Origin of the sequence: Sphaerisporangium melleum (genome assembly GCF_014646695.1) — a bacterium.
GTDB lineage: Bacteria > Actinomycetota > Actinomycetes > Streptosporangiales > Streptosporangiaceae > Sphaerisporangium > Sphaerisporangium melleum.
On record NZ_BMNT01000015.1, the window covers coordinates 86,978 to 103,031 of the forward strand.

The following is a 16,054-nucleotide window of genomic DNA, read 5'->3' on the forward strand; positions in this document are numbered from 1 at the left end:
GAATATTGTTCGGCTTTCGTGTCCCGGACGTGCTCGGCCAGGCCTCGTCAGGTGGAGAAGGGCGTACTCCTGTGTGGAGCAGGGGCGAGCGCGCCCGCCGGGTCAGGCCGTGGTGCCGAGCGAGCACGCGGGCAGCGGCCCGCCCTCCTCCAGCTCGGCGAGCAGGGCCCGCCACCGTGCGCCGATCACCTCGACGTCATAGTCCGCGGCGGTGCGCAGCGCGTTGGCGCCCATCCTGTGGCGCAACTCCTCGTCCTCGATGACCCGGCAGATGCCGGCGGCGAGCGACGCGGCCTTCTTGGAGCGCACGAGCAGTCCGTCGTGCTCATGGGTGATGATCTCCCTCGGCCCGTGCGGGCAGTCGAAGCTCACCACCGGCACGCCCTTGCTCATGGCCTCCAGAATGGTCATGCCGAAGCCCTCGTAGCGGGAGCTCACGGCGTAGATCGACGACTTGGACAGCTCGACGCCGATCTCCGGGGTGCTGCCCATCAGGAAGATCTTCTCCGACAGCCCCGCCTCCTCGATGCGCTGCCGCAGTCGCTCCTCGCGCTCGGGGGTGCCGCCGCCGTAGATGCGCAGCACCCAGTCGGGGTGCGCTCGTGCGACCGTCTTCCAGGCGTTGACCAGCCGGTCGAAGCCCTTGGCCCACACCACCCGGCCGATGGCGACGACGACCTTCTCCTCCAGGGAGGACACGTCGCCTGCCAGGTCGGGGATCGCGTTGGGGATGCGCAGCAGGCGCTGCGGCGGACGCGCCTTGAGTGTCTTGGTGTAGTCCTTCAGGTCGGCCTCGGTGAGCGTCACGAACGCGTCGAACCTGCCGTAGCGGCGCTTGATCTGTGCCTGGAGCTCCGGGCCGTGCGACTCCAGGGTGACGTGCTCCTGGCCGATGGTGAGCACCTCGGGCGGGGCGAACAGGCCCATGACGATGTTGAAGACCGGGCGCGTCCCGATGACCGCCCCGCCGCGCAGCGAGCGCAGGTAGCGGATGAGCCGCAGGTCGGTCAGCAGGCTCAGGTTCAGGTACGCCTTCTCCTCCTGCGACACCAGCCGGCTCGGGCGGCGCGCGAGGAATTCGGCGAACCGGCCGCGGGGCGCCATCCGGTCGTCCAGGAACCGCACCCGCACCCCGGGCGGCAGGGGGAAGAAGGGCTCCTCGTTGGTGCGCGTCAGGCTGACGATCTCCACCTCATGGTCGCGGGCGAGGTAGGCGGCCAGGTTCAGCACCGTACGGATCGTGCCGCCCATCCCGTACGCGTGCAGGAGCAGGATGTGCACCTGCCGGGCGTTCCTGGGCGGGGCCTTGCGTGCCCGCCTCCGGTTGGCGAGTTCGAGCGATTTCAGCGCCATCCGTGCGATGAGCCTGCGCCCCGTGGCTAACACCTCGAATGCCCCCTTCGATGCCGGCGGACATGCCATGCCCCCCGTAGGTCGTCGTATCGGCATATGCCTGGCCACCTGGCGGGCACCCGTCACCTCTGGGGGAGATGACCAGATTCCTCCGCCGCAGGTAAGAGCTCGATAAGCCGCCTCGCGGCACGCCCGTCCCTGTCCGGCCCCCGTTCGTAGGTTCTAGACGCTCACTGACCGGTGGTTCGTTGCAGGAATTTCCCAGAAATTCATTAAGTAGTCAGGTGATAGCGGAGTGCGCGGCGATATGGCCGAGTTATGGCAGATAAGGGGAATGGATCGGCGAATGCCGGGTTGGTGGGCTCGCGGGCGGGTTGTGGCGGTGCTGAGCGTCAGCGGGACGGCCGGTCACCCGGACGCTGGAGCGCCGCACCGGCTCGCCTGGTCCGGGCGGAGGGCAGGCCGAACAGAACAGCCGGCCGGTCAACGGGACGGGAGCCTGCTCAGAAGAGGGTGTCGGTGCGCTCGATGCCGCGCAGCGCGTCGTAGTCGAGCGTCACGCACTCGATGCCCCGGTCGCCGGCGAGCACCCGGGCCTGCGGCCTGATCTCCTGGGCGGCGAACACGCCCTTCACCGGTGCCAGCAGGCTGTCGCGGTTGAGCAGCTCCAGATAGCGCGTGAGCTGCTCGACCCCGTCGATCTCCCCGCGCCGCTTGATCTCGATGGCGACCGTACCGCCGAGGTGGTCGCGGCACAGGATGTCCACCGGCCCGATCGCGGTCGGGTACTCCCTGCGGATCAGCGTCCAGCCGGTGCCCAGGGTGGTGATGTTGTCGGCCAGCAGCTCCTGCAGGTGCGCCTCGACGCCGTCCTTCTGCAGGCCGGGGTCGATGCCCAGCTCGTGCGAGGAGTCGTGCAGGATCTCCTCGATGGTCAGGATGAGCTGCTCGCCGGTCTTACCGTGGGTGACCGTCCAGCGGCCCTCCTCCTCGCGCACCTTGCAGGGAGGATTCATCCAGTTGAGCGGCTTGAACGCCCGGTCATCTGCATGGATTGACACCGAACCGTCCGCTTTGAGCAAGATCAGCCGGGGTGCCATCGGGAGGTGCGCCGTGAGGCGTCCCACGTAATCCACGCTGCAACGCGCGATGACCAGCCGCATGTCGGCCAACCCTACCGTCCGCCGCGGACGCCGGGGCGCGGTTCGCGCGGCGTCCGCGGGACGGCCATGCCCGGACGCCGGTGGGAGCGGTTCGCCGGCTGGGGATCACGGGCGCGCCGCCGGGTGGCCGGTGCGGGCCGGGTCGCCGCGTTCTGGGAGACTTGCCGCCAGGACGGCAGGACGGCGAGGGCGGAGGACATGATGGCGCGCACGTTCCAGACCGTCGGCGTCGTGGGCCTCGGCACCATGGGCGCCGGCATCGCCGAGGTGTTCGCGCGGGCGGGGCTGCGGGTGATCGGGGTCGAGGTGGACGGCCGGGCGCTCGATCGTGGGCGGGCGACCCTGCACCGGTCCGTCGAGCGGGCGCTGAGCCGGGGCCGGCTCAGCGAGGAGGAACGCGACGGCGTCCTCGCGCGGCTCTCCTTCGCCGGCTCGCTTGAGGACCTGCGGGACGCCGACCTGGTGGTCGAGGCCATCCCCGAGGTCATGGAGTACAAGCGCGCCCTGTTCGCCGACCTCGACCGCGTCTGCCGGCCCGAGGTGGTGCTGGCGACCAACACCTCCTCGCTGCCCGTCACCGCGATCGCGGCCACCACCTCCCGTCCCGGCCGGGTCGTCGGCATGCACTTCTTCAACCCGGCGCCGGTCATGCGGCTCGTCGAGGTCGTGCGCACGGTGGTCACCGAGGACGGCCTGGCCGAGGAGGTCGCGGGCCTGGCCCGGCGCGTCGGCAAGACGCCGGTCGTCGTGGGCGACCGGGCGGGGTTCGTGGTCAACCGGCTGCTGCTCGGCTACCTCAACCACGCGGCGACGCTGCTGGAACGCCGGGTCGCGGCCATGGAGGACATCGACACGGCCATGAAGGCCGGTGCCGGCCTGCCGATGGGCCCGTTCGCCCTGCTCGACCTGATCGGGCTGGACGTCTCGCGCGAGGTGTGCGAGGTGCTGTTCGAGGAGAGCCGCGACCGCGTGTACGCCCCCGCTCCCATCCTGCGCGAGCTGGTGGCCGCCGGGCTGCTCGGGCGCAAGAGCGGCCGGGGCTTCCACGACTACGACGCCGTCCCGGCGCCCCCGGCGGCCGAGCCCGGCGGCAAGCTCACCGTGGGGTCGGTCCACGTGCTCGGTGCGGGGGCCGAGGACCTCACGGCGCGGCTGTCGGCGGCGGGCTTCAAGTGGGGCGAGGCGGACGAGGCCGACGTGGTGATCGCGTTGTCCGCCGGTCCGCTGGCCGAGCGGGCCCGGCTGCTGCCGCATCCCGAACGCCTTGCCGGGCTCCATCTGATCGGCGACCGGCTCGCGGAGGTGGTCTCCACGGTGCTGACCGCCCCCGAGGTGGCGCGCGCCGTCGCGGGCCTGGCCAGGCTGGTCGGGCGCACCCCTGTCGCGTGCGCCGACCGCGCCGGGCGGGTGGTGGACGCGCTGCTGTACCCCTACCTCAACGACGCGGTGCGCATGTACGACTCGGGCTACGCCTCGATGGAGGACATCGACACCGCGATGCGGCTCGGCTGCGGCTATCCCGCCGGGCCGTTCGAGACGCTGGACGCCATCGGCCTGCGCGTCGTGCGCGACGGCCTGCTGGAGCTGTACGCCGAGTACCGCGAGCCGTTCTTCGCGCCCGCCCCGCTGCTCGACCGCCTGGTGACGGCCGGTGTGACGAGCATCCGGGATCGGTGACGGAAGAACACCCGCGATATCGACGTTCGTGCCGATATGAGCCCCCGCCGTGCCCGCCGTGCCGACCCGCGAGCCGACCCCCGTGGTGGCAAGGGCCGTGGCCGTGACGCCCCGCGTCCGCTGGAGGACGCCCTGCGCGGCATGGAGCGGGTGGAGGAGGGGCCCGACGGCGAGTGGAAGGTGCGCAACGTTTCCGGGGCCGCCTCCGGGAAGGTGTACCGCTGCCCCGGTTGCGACCAGGAGATCCCTTCGGGGCTGCCGCACGTGGTGAGCTGGCCCAACTGGGTGGGCGGTGAGGGGGAGCGCCGTCACTGGCACACCGCCTGCTGGCGCAAGCGCTGGGATCGCGGTCCCGGCCGCTTCCGCTACTGAGCCCCGACTTTCACTGAAACCTTCCGAGCTTTCCAGGGAGTCCGCATTGGAGATTCGCGCGTCCACGGTGCTGCCCGCCGTGCGGGAGGACATCGAGCTGCACACGGCCGATGGCCTCACGCTGGTGGGCGAGCTGGCGTTGCCCGCCGAGGGGAGGCCGGTGGCCACGCTCATCTGCCTCCACCCGCTGCCCACGGCGGAGGGCATGATGGACAGCCACGTGCTGCGCAAGGCGTCCTACCGGCTGCCGGCCCTGGCCGGCGTCGCCGTGCTGCGCTTCAACACCCGCGGCACCGCCTCGGCGCGCGGCCGGTCGGAGGGGAAGTTCGAGGAGGGCGAGGGCGAGCGGTTCGACGTGGCGGCGGCGCTGGAGTACGCCGAGTTCCACGATCTGCCGAATCCCTGGCTGCTCGGCTGGTCGTTCGGCACCGAGCTGGCGCTGAAGTGGGGGCACGATCCGCTGGTCCACGGTGCGATCCTGCTGTCGCCCCCGCTCAAGCGGGCCCAGGACGCCGATCTGGCCGCCTGGGCGGAGTTCGGGCGGCCGCTGGTGGCGCTGGTGCCGGAGTTCGACGACTACCTGCGTCCGGAGGAGGCGCGGCGGCGGTTCGCGGCGGTTCCGCAGGCCGAGGTGGTGGCCGTGGACGGCGCCAAGCACCTGTGGGTCGGTGAGCCGTACGTGCGCATCGTGCTGAACGAGATCGTCAGGCGGGTCAATCCGGCGGCCCATCCGCTTCCCACGGAGGTGTGACGGCGGGCCCGGCACCCCGTAGAATCTTGTTCGGTTTCGACTGAGGAGGGTGCCGTGCAGGCGTTCGATCTATCCGGGCGGAACGCGTTCGTCACCGGCGCGTCGCGGGGCATCGGCCGGGCCATCGCCCTGGCCTACGCCGAGGCGGGCGCCGACGTGGCGCTGGTCGCGCGCACGCCTGAGACGCTGGCGGAGGTCGCCAAGGAGGTCGAGGCGTTCGGTCGCCGGGCCTTGGTCGTCCCGTGCGACATGACCGACCGCGAGGCGGCGGCCGCGGCGGTGGCGCGGGCGATCGAGGGGCTCGGGCATCTGGACATCGTGGTCAACAACGCCGGTGGCTCGAACTTCATCGTGCCGTTCAAGGATCTGCGGCTGTCCGGCTGGGACAAGATCATCAAGCTGAACCTGGACTCGGCCATGGCCGTGTGCCACGCGGTGGCGCCGCACCTGCTCGAACGCGGGAGCGGGTCGGTGATCAACGTCGCGTCGGTCGCCGCCCTGGGCGCCCCCTTCATGGCCCCGTACGCCGCGGCCAAGGCGGGCGTGGTCGCGCTCACCAAGACCCTGGCGATCGAATGGGCCGGCAGCGGCGTTCGGGTGAACGCCCTGTGCCCCGGCTGGACGGCCACCGACCTCAACCGCAACCTGTGGGAGGACGAGAACGCCGGTCCGGCCATGGTGGCGAACGTTCCCATGGCCCGCTGGGGGACTCCCGGCGAGATGGCCGCCCCGGCGGTCTTCCTGGCCGGGACGGCCTCGTCGTACCTGACCGGGCAGGTGCTCTACGTCGACGGCGGCCTCACCGCCGCTCACTGATCGCGCCGCGCCGGTCGCGTTCGCCCTCCGTCGGGCCCGGCTAGAGCTGGGCCTGACGGGGCAGGACGACCTCGCGGATGATCAGTGCCACCGCGGCGGCCACCGGGATGGCCAGCAGTGCTCCCACGGCGCCGAGCAGCGCGCCGCCGAACAGGGCGGCGATCACCGACACCGCCGGGGCCACGTCCACCGACCGGCTCATCACCCGCGGGTAGATGACGTAGTTCTCCACCTGCTGGTACACCACGAAGAAGATCACGCAGGCGATACCGAGCGGCCCCGACTGCAGGAAGCCCACCGCCGACACGATCACGGCGCCGACCGTCGCGCCCACCAGCGGGATCAGGTCGGTCACGGCGACGACCAGGGCGAGCGCCAGCGCGTACGGGGCACCCGCGAAGGTCAGGAACAGCCACGACAGCGCGCCCGCGATCACCGAGATCAGCACGTTGCCGGCCACGTATCCGCCGATGCCGTCCAGGATCTGGTCGCCGATCGCGCCGGTGCGCCGCCGGCGGCTGGCCGGCACCAGCAGCAGCAGGTACTCCTTGATGGTGGGCAGCGACCCGAGGAAATAGAGCGTCAGCACGAGCAGGGTGAAGCCCGAGAAGAACGCGTCGAGGACGACCGCGCCCGCGCCGACGATGCCCCCGGCCACCGTCGCGCCGAGTCCGCCGCTGGTGATGTAGGTCTGCAGGTTGGCGAGGATCTGGTAGTCCTCGTCCAGTTGCTTGATGGTCGGGTTGGACAGCAACTCCTGCATGTACCCCGGGACGGCGCCGACGAAGTCGGTCAGCTGCTGGCTGACCGGCGGGATGATCGCCAGGCCGAAGAGCGCGAACATCACGATCACCCCGAGGAACACCAGGGAGATCGCCCAGCGCCGGTGCAGGCCGCGCCGTTGCAGCGCCTCCACGACGGGGTTGAGCCCCACCGCCAGGAAGCCGGCCACCACGATCAGCACGATCACGTTGCGCGCACTGATCAGCGCCTGGGCCAGCCCCCAGGCGGTCAGCACGCCGAGCGCCGCGGTGAGCCCCCACAGGAACGGCCCTCTGGTCAGCGGCTTGCCCGGCACGCCGAACGGCGCGTCCTCGCCGGGCTCGGCCTCGCTATCGGCCTCCGGCTCGGCCGCGCGGCCGGCGGGGACGGCGCGGCGTGCCGTCCCCGCGCCCGCCCAAAGATCTCCGGTCCGCGGATCCGCGGCCGGTCGCGGGGACGGCGCGGGCCCGCGCGGGGCGGGAGCCGTCGCGGGGAGGATGTCGGTCACCTCGGCCGCGCCGGCGCGTGCGTCGCGCGCGAGCCTGGCCTTCCCGGGCACATCGGGCGCGGGGACCGCGTCCGGAGGAAGGTCGCGCACGTTCTGCTCCTGAGGGGTCGAAGGGGTTGACGGGCGCGGTCACCCCGCGAACGGGTCGCGCGCGGGGGAAGGCGGTGGCCCGAGTGGCGGGCGCGGGCCGCCGGCAAGCGCCGGAAAGGGGCGGACAACGAAGGAGAGCCTAGCGACCAGGTGATCGCCAGGCTCTCCGGTAGCCGTCATGCCGTGCAGTCGCCTCGCGGCGTGGCCGCCCCGCGTCGCCCCGTGCGGCGCGGCCTGTGCCCTGTTACCCGGCCTCGCCCACTCCGGCGGCCGGACGGCGCCGTGGAGTCGTATGCCGCCGCTCGGCGGGTGCCTCCTGGGCCGTGCCGGCCGGCCTCGGCGTGCGAGGCGGGCGGGTCGTCACTCCTGCCACCACTCCGAGTCGTCGTCGGCGGGGGCGGCCGTGGCACGCTGCGGCGCCGGGGCGGGAGAGGGCTTCTCGCTGACCGAAGGCGTGGCCGCGAGCGCGGGCTTCGGCGCCGGGGCGGGGACCGCCGGCGGCTCGTCCATGCTCGGCAGCGGGGCCCCACCGAGCAGCTGACGGAGCTGCGCGAGGTGGCTGGTGATGCTGTCGCGCTGGCGGGTCAGCTCGTCCACCTGGCGCTGGGCGACGCTGCGGTTGCGCTCGGCCTCGGACTTGGCCTCCGAGACGATCGACTCGGCGCTGGACTTGGCCTCGGCGACGAGCTGGTCGGCGTTCTTGCGGGCGTTGGCCAGCAGCTGCTTGGCGTGGGTGTCGGCCTCGCGGCGGGTCTGCTCGGCCTGCTGGGTGGCCTTGGTGGCGCGCTGCTCGGCGGTCGCGGCGCGCTGCTCGGCCTCGGCGACCAGCTTCTGCGTCGCGGCCTGGGCGGTGGCGTGGCGCTCGGACTCCTGGCGCTCGGCCTCCTCGCGGCGGGCGGCGAGCTGGATCTCGAACTCGGCCTCGTCCTGGGCGCGCTTGGCCTCGGACTCCTCCAGGACACGCTGCGCCTGGGCGCGCATCTCGTCGGCCTGGCGCTTGGCGGTGGTGAGGATCTCGTCGCGCTCACGCTTGGTCGAGGCGCGGAGCTGAGCCACCTCGCGCTCGGTGGTCGTGCGCAGCTTGGCGATCTCGCGCTCGGCGTCGGCGCGCTTCTCGGCGACCTCGTGGTCGGCGGTGGCGCGGAGCTTGGCGACCTCGCGCTCGGTGGTCGAGGTCAGCTCGTCGGACTCGCGGCGGGCGGTCGAGCGGATCTCCTCGGCCTCGCGCTCGGCGGTGGTGCGCATCTCGTCGGCCTCGCGGGTGGCCAGAGCGCGCTTCTCGGCCGCCTCGTGCTCGGCCGCGGCCCGGACGTCCGCCGCATCGACCTTCGCCGCGGCCTTGATCTCGTTCGCCTCGGCCCGTGCGGCCTGGACGAGCTCGGTGGCCTGTTCCTCCGCCAGACGCAGCAACTGCTCGATGCGGGCGCCGAGACCGGAGTAGGTCGGGCGCTCCTGCTCCTGCAGCTGACGCTGGGAGTCGGAGAGCTCGCGCTGCAACGCGGAGAGTTGCTCGCGGGCCTGTCGCAGATCGGTGTCGAGCTGCTTGAGGTGGTCGTGGACCTGGTGCCGGTCGTAGCCACGGAGAACCACGTCGAATTCCCGCGTGGGGGCGTCTTCAAAGAAATTGTTCAGCTGGGCGTCGATGTCGGACTGCATGAGGCTCGATCCTGGGTTGTCGAGACGGCTACACGGGCCGGACGGGGGGCGGACATCCGGGGGCACGGACCCGAGCCCCCGCCGGGCGCGTCCGGGCACTTCCTCGCAGGGGCGCGCGATCGCTCGCCCCTGGGATGCTCGTGCCCGGCTGCCCGGCCATGGCGGGTCCACGTACCGGATGGTAGGCCAGCGTACTCCGGTGCTGCCGAATTGGAGGTCCCGTCCGACTTTCTGCGCGACTTGTTACGAATAAGCCATTGTTAAGTTTCGTCAGCTAGGACGGACGAGGAGGGGACTCGACCAGCTCTGTCAAGACTCCTCCCACGTCTTTCGGATGAAGAAACGCGATTGAGGTGCCCATTGCGCCATGCCGCGGGTGAAGGTCCACCAAGCGGACGCCCTTGGCGCCGATGGCCTCCATGGCCTTGGTGACGTCGCTCACACCGTAGGCGACGTGGTGGATGCCCTCACCGCGCTTGGCCAGGAACTTGCCCACGGGCGAGCCGGCGCTCAGCGGTTCCAGAAGCTGGATGTAGGAGCCGCCCCCCTCGCCGTCCGCCACATGCAGCATGGCCTCTTTCACACCTTGCTCCTCGTTGACCTCGCGGCTGACCACGGTCACGCCGAAGGTCGACTCGTAGAACGCGATCTTCTCGTCGAGATTCTCGCAGGCGATGCCCACGTGGTCGATTCTCAACAGCATTGCGTGTCCTCCGCCTTCGCCCGGCCGTGCGGGCCGGACTGCTCGTGAGGCTCGGACGGAGACGCGCCGCGGCGTTCCGGCGAGACCTCGGTGGGGTCGTGCTGTGCGTCGTAGGTATGGTGGCAAAGTCGCCGAAGACCCCATCATGGAGGCCCTGGTGTCCCGTTCGCCCGCCGTCCCGTCCGCCTCGTCCACCATGTCGCGATCGGTCATCGTCGCGGGCGCCCGCACTCCCATCGGCCGCCTGCTCGGCGCGCTGTCGGGGCTGTCCGCCGTCGAGCTCGGCGGCCTGGCGATCAAGGCCGCGCTGGAGCGCGCCGGGGTGGGTCCCGAGCAGGTCCAGTACGTGATCATGGGCCAGGTGCTGCAGGCGGGGCAGGGGCAGATCCCGTCCCGGCAGGCCGCGGTGAAGGCCGGCGTCCCGATGAGCGTGCCGTCGCTGACGATCAACAAGGTGTGCCTGTCGGGCCTGGACGCCATCGCGCTGGCCGACCAGCTCATCAGGGCCGGGGAGTTCGACATCGTGGTCGCGGGCGGCATGGAGTCGATGACCAACGCCCCCCATCTGCTGCCCGGGCTGCGCAAGGGCGTGAAGTACGGCGGAGCCGACATCATCGACGCGATGGCGTTCGACGGGCTCACAGACGTATTCGATCAGGTATCGATGGGCGAGTCCACCGAACGGCACAACACCCGCCTCGGCATCGCCCGCGAGGAGCAGGACGCCTTCTCCGCCCGTTCCCACCAGCTCGCCGCGGCGGCCGCCAAGGACGGCAGGTTCGACGACGAGATCGTCCCGGTGACCCTGCCTCAGCGCAAGGGCGACCCCGTGGTGGTCACCGCCGACGAGGGCGTACGGCCGGACACCACCGTGGAGACGCTGGCGCGGCTGCGGCCGGCGTTCGCCAAGGACGGGACGATCACGGCGGGCTCCTCCTCCCAGATCTCCGACGGCGCCTGCGCCGTGGTGGTGATGTCCAAGGCCAAGGCCGAAGAGCTCGGCCTCACCTGGCTCGCCGAGATCGGCGCCCACGGCAACGTCGCCGGCCCGGACAACTCCCTGCACTCCCAGCCGGCCAACGCCATCCGTCACGCCCTGGGCAAGCAGGGGCTTTCGGTGGACGACCTCGACCTCGTCGAGATCAACGAGGCGTTCGCGGCGGTCGTGCTCCAGTCGGCCAAGGAGCTCGGCCTGCCCGAGGACAAGGTCAACGTGAACGGCGGCGGCATCGCGATCGGCCACCCGATCGGCGCCTCGGGCGCGCGCGTCGTTCTGGCCCTCGCGCACGAGCTGCGCCGTCGCGGCGGCGGCACGGGCGCGGCGGCCCTGTGCGGCGGCGGCGGGCAGGGCGACGCGCTGATCCTCACCGTGCCCGCCTCCTAGGCGCCGCGGGCACACGAGCCCTCAGGCGGCTCGCGCCACGCCCCGATCGGGTACGTCCGTGCCGGTCAGTGGGGACGGGACGCGGCCGCGATGATCAGGATGATCCCCAGCGCGGCCACCGACAGGTTCGCGTACAGCTCGTACCCGGCGAGGAAGCCCACCCGGGGGATGACCACCCGGTTGACGACGTTCAGCACGACACCGGCGATGGGCTGGACGGCGAGGTGGTCGATGGCTCCGCTGATGCCCATGGCCGCCAGGAGGAACCCGGCGAACTGGATGTTCTTCCGCATGTCCTGAACGCTAGAGAGCCGCCCCCCGCGGCCGGATCGGCCGTCCGCACCGCGCGCCCCGACCGCCGTACCGGTCCGCCGTGCCCGGCACCGGCCGAAGTACCGGTCCCGCCCGCCCTGCGGCCCTACCGAAGTATCCGCCGGTACCCGCGCGGCCCGACTTCGGTATCGCCGTCTCCGCCGCGCTGGGCGGGGCCGGCGGGGCCGCCGTAGGCTCGGCGCAGGATGAACGGACCCGTCACCGCCTCCCCTCCCCGGCGCCCCGTGCGCGACCGCGTCGTGGATGTGGCCATCTTCGTGCTCGTCATCGCCTTCGGCCTGCTGACGGCGATCGAGCGGGGCAAGGAGCCCCTGCCCGAGCCGTCGTGGCTGCTCCAGCTCGACCAGGCCATCGGCGTGCTGAGTTGCGCCGCGCTGCTGCTGCGCCGCCGCCGGCCGGTGGAGCTCGCCGTGGTGCTGGTCGTGGTCTCGGCCTGGTCGGAGTTCGTGGCGGGCGCGTTGCTGGTGGCGCTGTTCACGGTCGCCGTGCACCGGCCGCCGCGCGTCTCGGGGGCCGTCTTCGCGCTCAGCGTCGTGTCCGCGCTGGCCTATGTGCTGCTGCGGCCCGAGCCGGCGGTGCCGCCGCTGATGATGTTCCTGTTCGGCCTGGCCATCCAGGGCGCGGCGGTGGGCTGGGGACTGTTCGTCCACCACCGGCGGCATCTGGTGCTGTCGCTGCGCGACCGTGCGGCGCGGGCCGAGACCGAGGCCCACCTGCGTGCCCTCCAGGCCCAGCACCAGGCGCGCGAGGCGATCGCCCGCGAGATCCACGACGTCCTCGGCCACCGCCTGTCCCTGCTGAGCGTGCACGCGGGCGCGCTGGAGTACCACCCCGGCGCCTCGCCGGAGGACATCAGCCGGGCGGCGAAGGTCATCCGCGAGAGCGCCCACCAGGCGTTGCAGGACCTGCGCGAGGTCATCGGCGTCCTGCGCGCCCCGGTGGGCGAGCTGCCCGGCTCCGGCCTGGCCGACCTGCGCACCCTGGTCGCCGAGTCGCGGCTGGCGGGCATGCGGGTCGAGCTCGCCGAGGAGCTCGCCGGGCCCGCTCCCGGCGAGGCGGGTCACACCGCCTACCGGATCGTGCAGGAGGGCCTGACCAACGCCCGTAAGCACGCCCCCCGGTCGGCGGTGCGCGTCCGGCTGTCCGGCGCCCCGGGCCGCGGCCTGGAGGTGGAGATCCGCAACCCGCTCCCCGCCCGCGCCGCGGCCGCGCCTCCCGCGCGTGCGGGGGATGCCCGCGCCGTCACCGGCGGGCAGGGGCTCGCCGGGCTGGCCGAACGGGTCTCGCTCGCGGGCGGCGGTCTTGAGCACGGCCCCACCGGCGAAGGTGACTGGCGGCTGGCGGCCCGGTTACCGTGGCCCCCATGACCTCGGCGCGTGCAGGGACCGTCCGCGTGCTCATCGTCGACGACGACCCGCTGGTGCGCGCCGGCCTGGCGATGATGCTGGGCGGAGCCGCCGACATCAGCGTGGTCGGCGAGGCCGGCGACGGCGCGCAGGTGCAGGCCCTGGTGGAGCGGCTCGCGCCCGAGGTGGTCCTGATGGACATCCGCATGCCGGTGATGGACGGTCTGGCCGCCACCGAGGCGCTGCGGTCCCGGCCCGGTGCTCCCGAGGTCATTGTGCTGACCACCTTCGACGCCGACGAGCACGTGCTCGGCGCCCTGCGCGCCGGAGCCGCGGGCTTCCTGCTCAAGGACACCCCGCCCGGCGAGATCGTGGCCGCCGTCCGGCAGGTCGCGATCGGGCATCCGGTGCTGTCACCGGCGGTGACCCGCCGCCTGATGGCCAGGGTCGCCGAGTCGGGCCGCGACCGGCGGCGTGACCGGGCCAGGGAGCGTCTGGCACTGCTCAACGACCGCGAGCGCCAGGTCGCCCTCGCGGTCGGCCAGGGCAGGTCGAACGCCGAGATCGCCGCGACCCTCTACCTGGGCGTGCCCACCGTCAAGACCCACGTGTCCAGTGCCCTCACCAAGCTGGGCCTGAACAACCGCGTCCAGATCGCGCTGCTGGTCCACGACGCGGGGCTGCTGGACGATGAGGAGTGACGGCCACGGGCGGGTCAGGGGTCGGCGGTGTAGACGATGGTGACCTTGGTGAAGCCGAGGGCCTTCAGCATGCCCTCCAGCATCAGCTTGGTGTTCTGGTCGGCGCGGGCCCGCAGGTCGCTCGCGCGGGCGGCCTCGGCGATCTTCTGCTCGGCCAGGACGTAGAGCTCCTGCTGGTTCTGCGGCGAACTGGACAGCATGTCCTGCACCCGGTCGAGCAGCCCGCGCTGCTGGGCGAAGACGTAGGACCGCTTGTTGTCGAGGTTGGGCTTCTCCAGTTGCGCGTGCGGGATGCGCACGGTGACCTCGGTGCGGTCGGGGGAGACCGTGATCGCGTCCTTGGCCAGGCGGGAGAAGTCGACGTAGGCGTCCACGCCGCCCGCGCCGACGAACAGCGTGCGCGAGCCCTTGACGGCGTCCGGCAGGAAGGGCGCGTCCTTCTCCAGGTCCACGATGACCTGGAAGTCGCCCGTGGCGGCCTCGAACCGGCTCATGTTCTGGATCGACAGCAGCAGCGCGGGCTGGCTGCGGTCGATGGTGCGGTCCGCGAGCGGGTTGAGGTACGACCAGGCCAGCTTGGCGCCCACCAGGAGGAGCACCAGCACGGTGAGCACCCCTGCCAGGTAGCGCCAGCCGCGGCGGGACCGGCGAGACCCCGGCTGCGCGGCCGTCGGCGTCTGGGGGGGAGACGTCTGGCGGTTCACGGCGGTTCTCCTTCCCGTCCGCGACCGTTTCTCACCTTTGCGAGGTCAGGGCATGCTCCGGCCGCGACGGCATGCCCGGAGCGGACATGGTCGGATAGGGCGGGCCGGGGACGGGCGAGCCGGCGGGGTACCCGGCGCCGTCGGTGGGCATCGCCCGCGCGGCCTGCCACCGGCCCCCGGTCCGCTCGCCGCCGCTGCGGAACCGCTGACGGCCCGGGTGGGCGTCGGAGAAACCGCTGACCGTGGCTCGGCCGGTGGCCGCGGACCGGTCGCCGGGGACGGCGGCCGGACCGGTCGCCCCGCCGCCGAAGTGCGACGCCTTCAGCCGGCAGGTGGCGAAGTCGGCGTAGAACATGCGCAGCCAGTCGCGCCGCTGGCTCTCGGTGAGCGCCGAGAACCACCCGGCCGCGGCCTGGTGACCGCGCAACGGCCCGCTCGGCAGCGGCTCGCCGCGCAGCCAGGCCGTCACGATGGCGCGGTAGCCGCCGGCCGTGACGTCCGGGCACCGCCCGGCCAGCCGCTCCACGAACTCCGCGGCGGCCCGCCCGGCGTACCCCGGGGTGAGGTCGTCGACGTGGATGACCACCGTCCCCGCCGGCACCGGCCGGGCGTCGTCGCGCGGGCGCTGCTCGACCCGGGAGAACGCGGCGGGCGTGCCGGTCAGGCGGGCGGCGATCGTGGTGAACGCGGCCCCCAGCTCGGTCAGCCCGCTCTGCACGCCGGGATGGACGCACACGGTGATCGGCCACTCCTGGCAGATGTAGACCATGGGCTCGGTGGCGGCGACGGCCCGCGGCTCGCCCAGCACGCGCGCCATGCCCGTGCCGGCGGCGAGCACCGCCGCCAGCGCCGCGCCCAGCGCCAGCGCACGGCGGGTCACGACGGCCGTCCAGGTGAGCAGCAGCGCGGTGGTGAGACCGAGCAGCCACAGCGACTGGTCGGTGAAGGCCGCCCGGCCGAGCCCTTCGAACGGGCCGTACGGCTCGGGCGTCACGGGCGCGAGCCTGACCGCCCACCCCGCCCCCGAGGTCAGCGACGCGAACAGCCCGTAGCTGCCGATGCCCGCGATGAGCGGGGTGCCCCGCCAGGGCGCGGCCCAGCCGGTGATCCACCCGATCACCGCGTAGAGCGCGAGCCCCGCCGCGCCCACGGCGAGCCCGGGAGGCGACAGATGCCCCGCCTGCTCGGTCAGCGCGGCCTTGACCGCGAGGATGGTGACGGTCGCGCCGAACGCGCCGACGACGACCACCAGGACCGCCATCGGGGCGCGCAGGACCTGCCAAGCGCCCAGCGTGCGCCCGGCCAGCGCCCGGCGTTTGCGCACGGCCACCCATGCGGCGAACGCCGCGGCGACCGGTCCGGTCAGCCGCAGCGAGCCGATGACCGCGACGACGATGTTCTCCCATCCGGAAACGCCCGGAACCAGGACGCTCCACGCGGCGAGCAGACCGAGCGCCAGCAGCATCCCCATCGCCGCCAGCGCGCTGTGCTTCAGCTCTTCGCGCGCAACGCCCCTCTGCTCAAGCACGGCCCCGCGTGGACCGGAGCCCCGGCCACGTCCCCCGTGCCTTCGCACACATGCTCTTCATTTGCCAAACCCCCGTGCCTGGATGAGCGGCGCGTCTCGGCATCGGTGCCGGCCCCTCGGCACCCGGCGCCCGACCCAGGCCCCCGTCGCGCCGTACGCGCGGGATCGCGTCCCACGTCGGACGGCACGGCTTTCCCCTTGCTTTTG

The 16,054-nt window shown here is 72.6% G+C and carries 15 protein-coding genes; 7 read left to right on the top strand and 8 right to left on the bottom strand.

Annotation, left to right across the window (positions count from 1 at the left end):
* Positions 1 to 102 precede the first annotated feature (102 nt).
* Positions 103 to 1,353 carry a glycosyltransferase family 4 protein gene (locus IEY93_RS15045; protein ID WP_189163674.1) on the bottom strand — a complete coding sequence of 417 codons (1,251 nt, stop codon included), beginning with the start codon at positions 1,351 to 1,353 and terminating at the stop codon, positions 103 to 105.
* A gap of 503 nt (positions 1,354 to 1,856) precedes the next feature.
* Positions 1,857 to 2,516, bottom strand: coding sequence for an endonuclease NucS (gene nucS / locus IEY93_RS15050; RefSeq protein WP_189163675.1), 660 nt, complete (start codon positions 2,514 to 2,516; stop codon positions 1,857 to 1,859).
* A gap of 66 nt (positions 2,517 to 2,582) precedes the next feature.
* Here nucS and IEY93_RS15055 point away from each other — a divergent pair, with 66 nt between their 5' ends.
* The 4 genes from IEY93_RS15055 to IEY93_RS15070 are packed head-to-tail and all read left to right on the top strand — an operon-like array spanning position 2,583 to position 6,132.
* The gene (locus tag IEY93_RS15055; protein ID WP_229691146.1) at positions 2,583 to 4,193 is read left to right on the top strand and encodes a 3-hydroxyacyl-CoA dehydrogenase family protein; all 1,611 of its coding nucleotides are present in this window, start codon (positions 2,583 to 2,585) and stop codon (positions 4,191 to 4,193) included.
* Positions 4,194 to 4,229: 36 nt separating this feature from the next.
* On the top strand, positions 4,230 to 4,565 hold the full coding sequence (locus IEY93_RS15060; RefSeq protein ID WP_189163676.1) for an Rv1322 family protein: 336 nt from the start codon (positions 4,230 to 4,232) through the stop codon (positions 4,563 to 4,565).
* Between the two features lie 46 nt (positions 4,566 to 4,611).
* Entirely contained in the window at positions 4,612 to 5,316 is a 705-nt protein-coding gene (locus IEY93_RS15065) for an alpha/beta hydrolase (RefSeq protein WP_189163677.1), read from the top strand.
* Positions 5,317 to 5,370: 54 nt separating this feature from the next.
* Positions 5,371 to 6,132: an SDR family NAD(P)-dependent oxidoreductase gene (locus IEY93_RS15070; RefSeq protein ID WP_189163678.1), complete on the top strand. Its 762-nt coding sequence runs from the start codon at positions 5,371 to 5,373 to the stop codon at positions 6,130 to 6,132.
* 40 nt (positions 6,133 to 6,172) lie between these two features.
* On the opposite strand, the gene IEY93_RS15075 is transcribed toward IEY93_RS15070, so the two are convergent.
* From IEY93_RS15075 to mce, 3 genes are all read right to left on the bottom strand, one after another.
* A complete protein-coding gene (locus IEY93_RS15075; RefSeq protein WP_203968504.1) occupies positions 6,173 to 7,492 on the bottom strand; it encodes an AI-2E family transporter in 1,320 nt (439 codons plus the stop codon).
* Positions 7,493 to 7,852: 360 nt separating this feature from the next.
* A complete protein-coding gene (locus IEY93_RS15080) occupies positions 7,853 to 9,148 on the bottom strand; it encodes a DivIVA domain-containing protein (protein WP_189163679.1) in 1,296 nt (431 codons plus the stop codon).
* Positions 9,149 to 9,422: 274 nt separating this feature from the next.
* Entirely contained in the window at positions 9,423 to 9,851 is a 429-nt protein-coding gene (gene mce, locus IEY93_RS15085) for a methylmalonyl-CoA epimerase (protein ID WP_189163680.1), read from the bottom strand.
* A 196-nt stretch (positions 9,852 to 10,047) separates the two neighbouring features.
* Here mce and IEY93_RS15090 point away from each other — a divergent pair, with 196 nt between their 5' ends.
* Entirely contained in the window at positions 10,048 to 11,235 is a 1,188-nt protein-coding gene (locus tag IEY93_RS15090; protein WP_189163764.1) for an acetyl-CoA C-acetyltransferase, read from the top strand.
* A 65-nt stretch (positions 11,236 to 11,300) separates the two neighbouring features.
* Here IEY93_RS15090 and IEY93_RS15095 read toward each other — a convergent pair whose 3' ends face one another.
* Entirely contained in the window at positions 11,301 to 11,528 is a 228-nt protein-coding gene (locus IEY93_RS15095) for a hypothetical protein (protein ID WP_189163681.1), read from the bottom strand.
* 225 nt (positions 11,529 to 11,753) lie between these two features.
* Here IEY93_RS15095 and IEY93_RS15100 point away from each other — a divergent pair, with 225 nt between their 5' ends.
* Both IEY93_RS15100 and IEY93_RS15105 read left to right on the top strand, forming a co-directional pair.
* Positions 11,754 to 12,935, top strand: a complete 1,182-nt coding sequence (locus IEY93_RS15100) for a sensor histidine kinase (protein WP_189163682.1) — start codon at positions 11,754 to 11,756, stop codon at positions 12,933 to 12,935.
* Entirely contained in the window at positions 12,932 to 13,615 is a 684-nt protein-coding gene (locus IEY93_RS15105; RefSeq protein ID WP_189163683.1) for a response regulator transcription factor, read from the top strand. The genes IEY93_RS15100 and IEY93_RS15105 overlap by 4 nt, the downstream gene beginning before the upstream one ends.
* Before the next feature lie 14 nt (positions 13,616 to 13,629).
* Here IEY93_RS15105 and IEY93_RS15110 read toward each other — a convergent pair whose 3' ends face one another.
* Positions 13,630 to 14,319: a DUF4230 domain-containing protein gene (locus tag IEY93_RS15110; RefSeq protein WP_189163684.1), complete on the bottom strand. Its 690-nt coding sequence runs from the start codon at positions 14,317 to 14,319 to the stop codon at positions 13,630 to 13,632.
* A gap of 31 nt (positions 14,320 to 14,350) precedes the next feature.
* Positions 14,351 to 15,847, bottom strand: a complete 1,497-nt coding sequence (locus tag IEY93_RS15115; RefSeq protein WP_189163685.1) for a hypothetical protein — start codon at positions 15,845 to 15,847, stop codon at positions 14,351 to 14,353.
* Between the last annotated feature and the right edge of the window lie 207 nt (positions 15,848 to 16,054).

Bases quoted from the DNA above. Each gene is read 5' to 3' on its own strand.
- IEY93_RS15045 (WP_189163674.1), bottom strand. From the start codon at position 1,353: ATGGCGCTGAAATCGCTCGAACTCGCCAACCGGAGGCGGGCACGCAAG.
- nucS (WP_189163675.1), bottom strand. From the start codon at position 2,516: ATGCGGCTGGTCATCGCGCGTTGCAGCGTGGATTACGTGGGACGCCTC.
- IEY93_RS15055 (WP_229691146.1), top strand. From the start codon at position 2,583: ATGCCCGGACGCCGGTGGGAGCGGTTCGCCGGCTGGGGATCACGGGCG.
- IEY93_RS15060 (WP_189163676.1), top strand. From the start codon at position 4,230: ATGAGCCCCCGCCGTGCCCGCCGTGCCGACCCGCGAGCCGACCCCCGT.
- IEY93_RS15080 (WP_189163679.1), bottom strand. From the start codon at position 9,148: ATGCAGTCCGACATCGACGCCCAGCTGAACAATTTCTTTGAAGACGCC.
- mce (WP_189163680.1), bottom strand. From the start codon at position 9,851: ATGCTGTTGAGAATCGACCACGTGGGCATCGCCTGCGAGAATCTCGAC.
- IEY93_RS15090 (WP_189163764.1), top strand. From the start codon at position 10,048: ATGTCGCGATCGGTCATCGTCGCGGGCGCCCGCACTCCCATCGGCCGC.
- IEY93_RS15095 (WP_189163681.1), bottom strand. From the start codon at position 11,528: ATGCGGAAGAACATCCAGTTCGCCGGGTTCCTCCTGGCGGCCATGGGC.
- IEY93_RS15100 (WP_189163682.1), top strand. From the start codon at position 11,754: ATGAACGGACCCGTCACCGCCTCCCCTCCCCGGCGCCCCGTGCGCGAC.
- IEY93_RS15105 (WP_189163683.1), top strand. From the start codon at position 12,932: ATGACCTCGGCGCGTGCAGGGACCGTCCGCGTGCTCATCGTCGACGAC.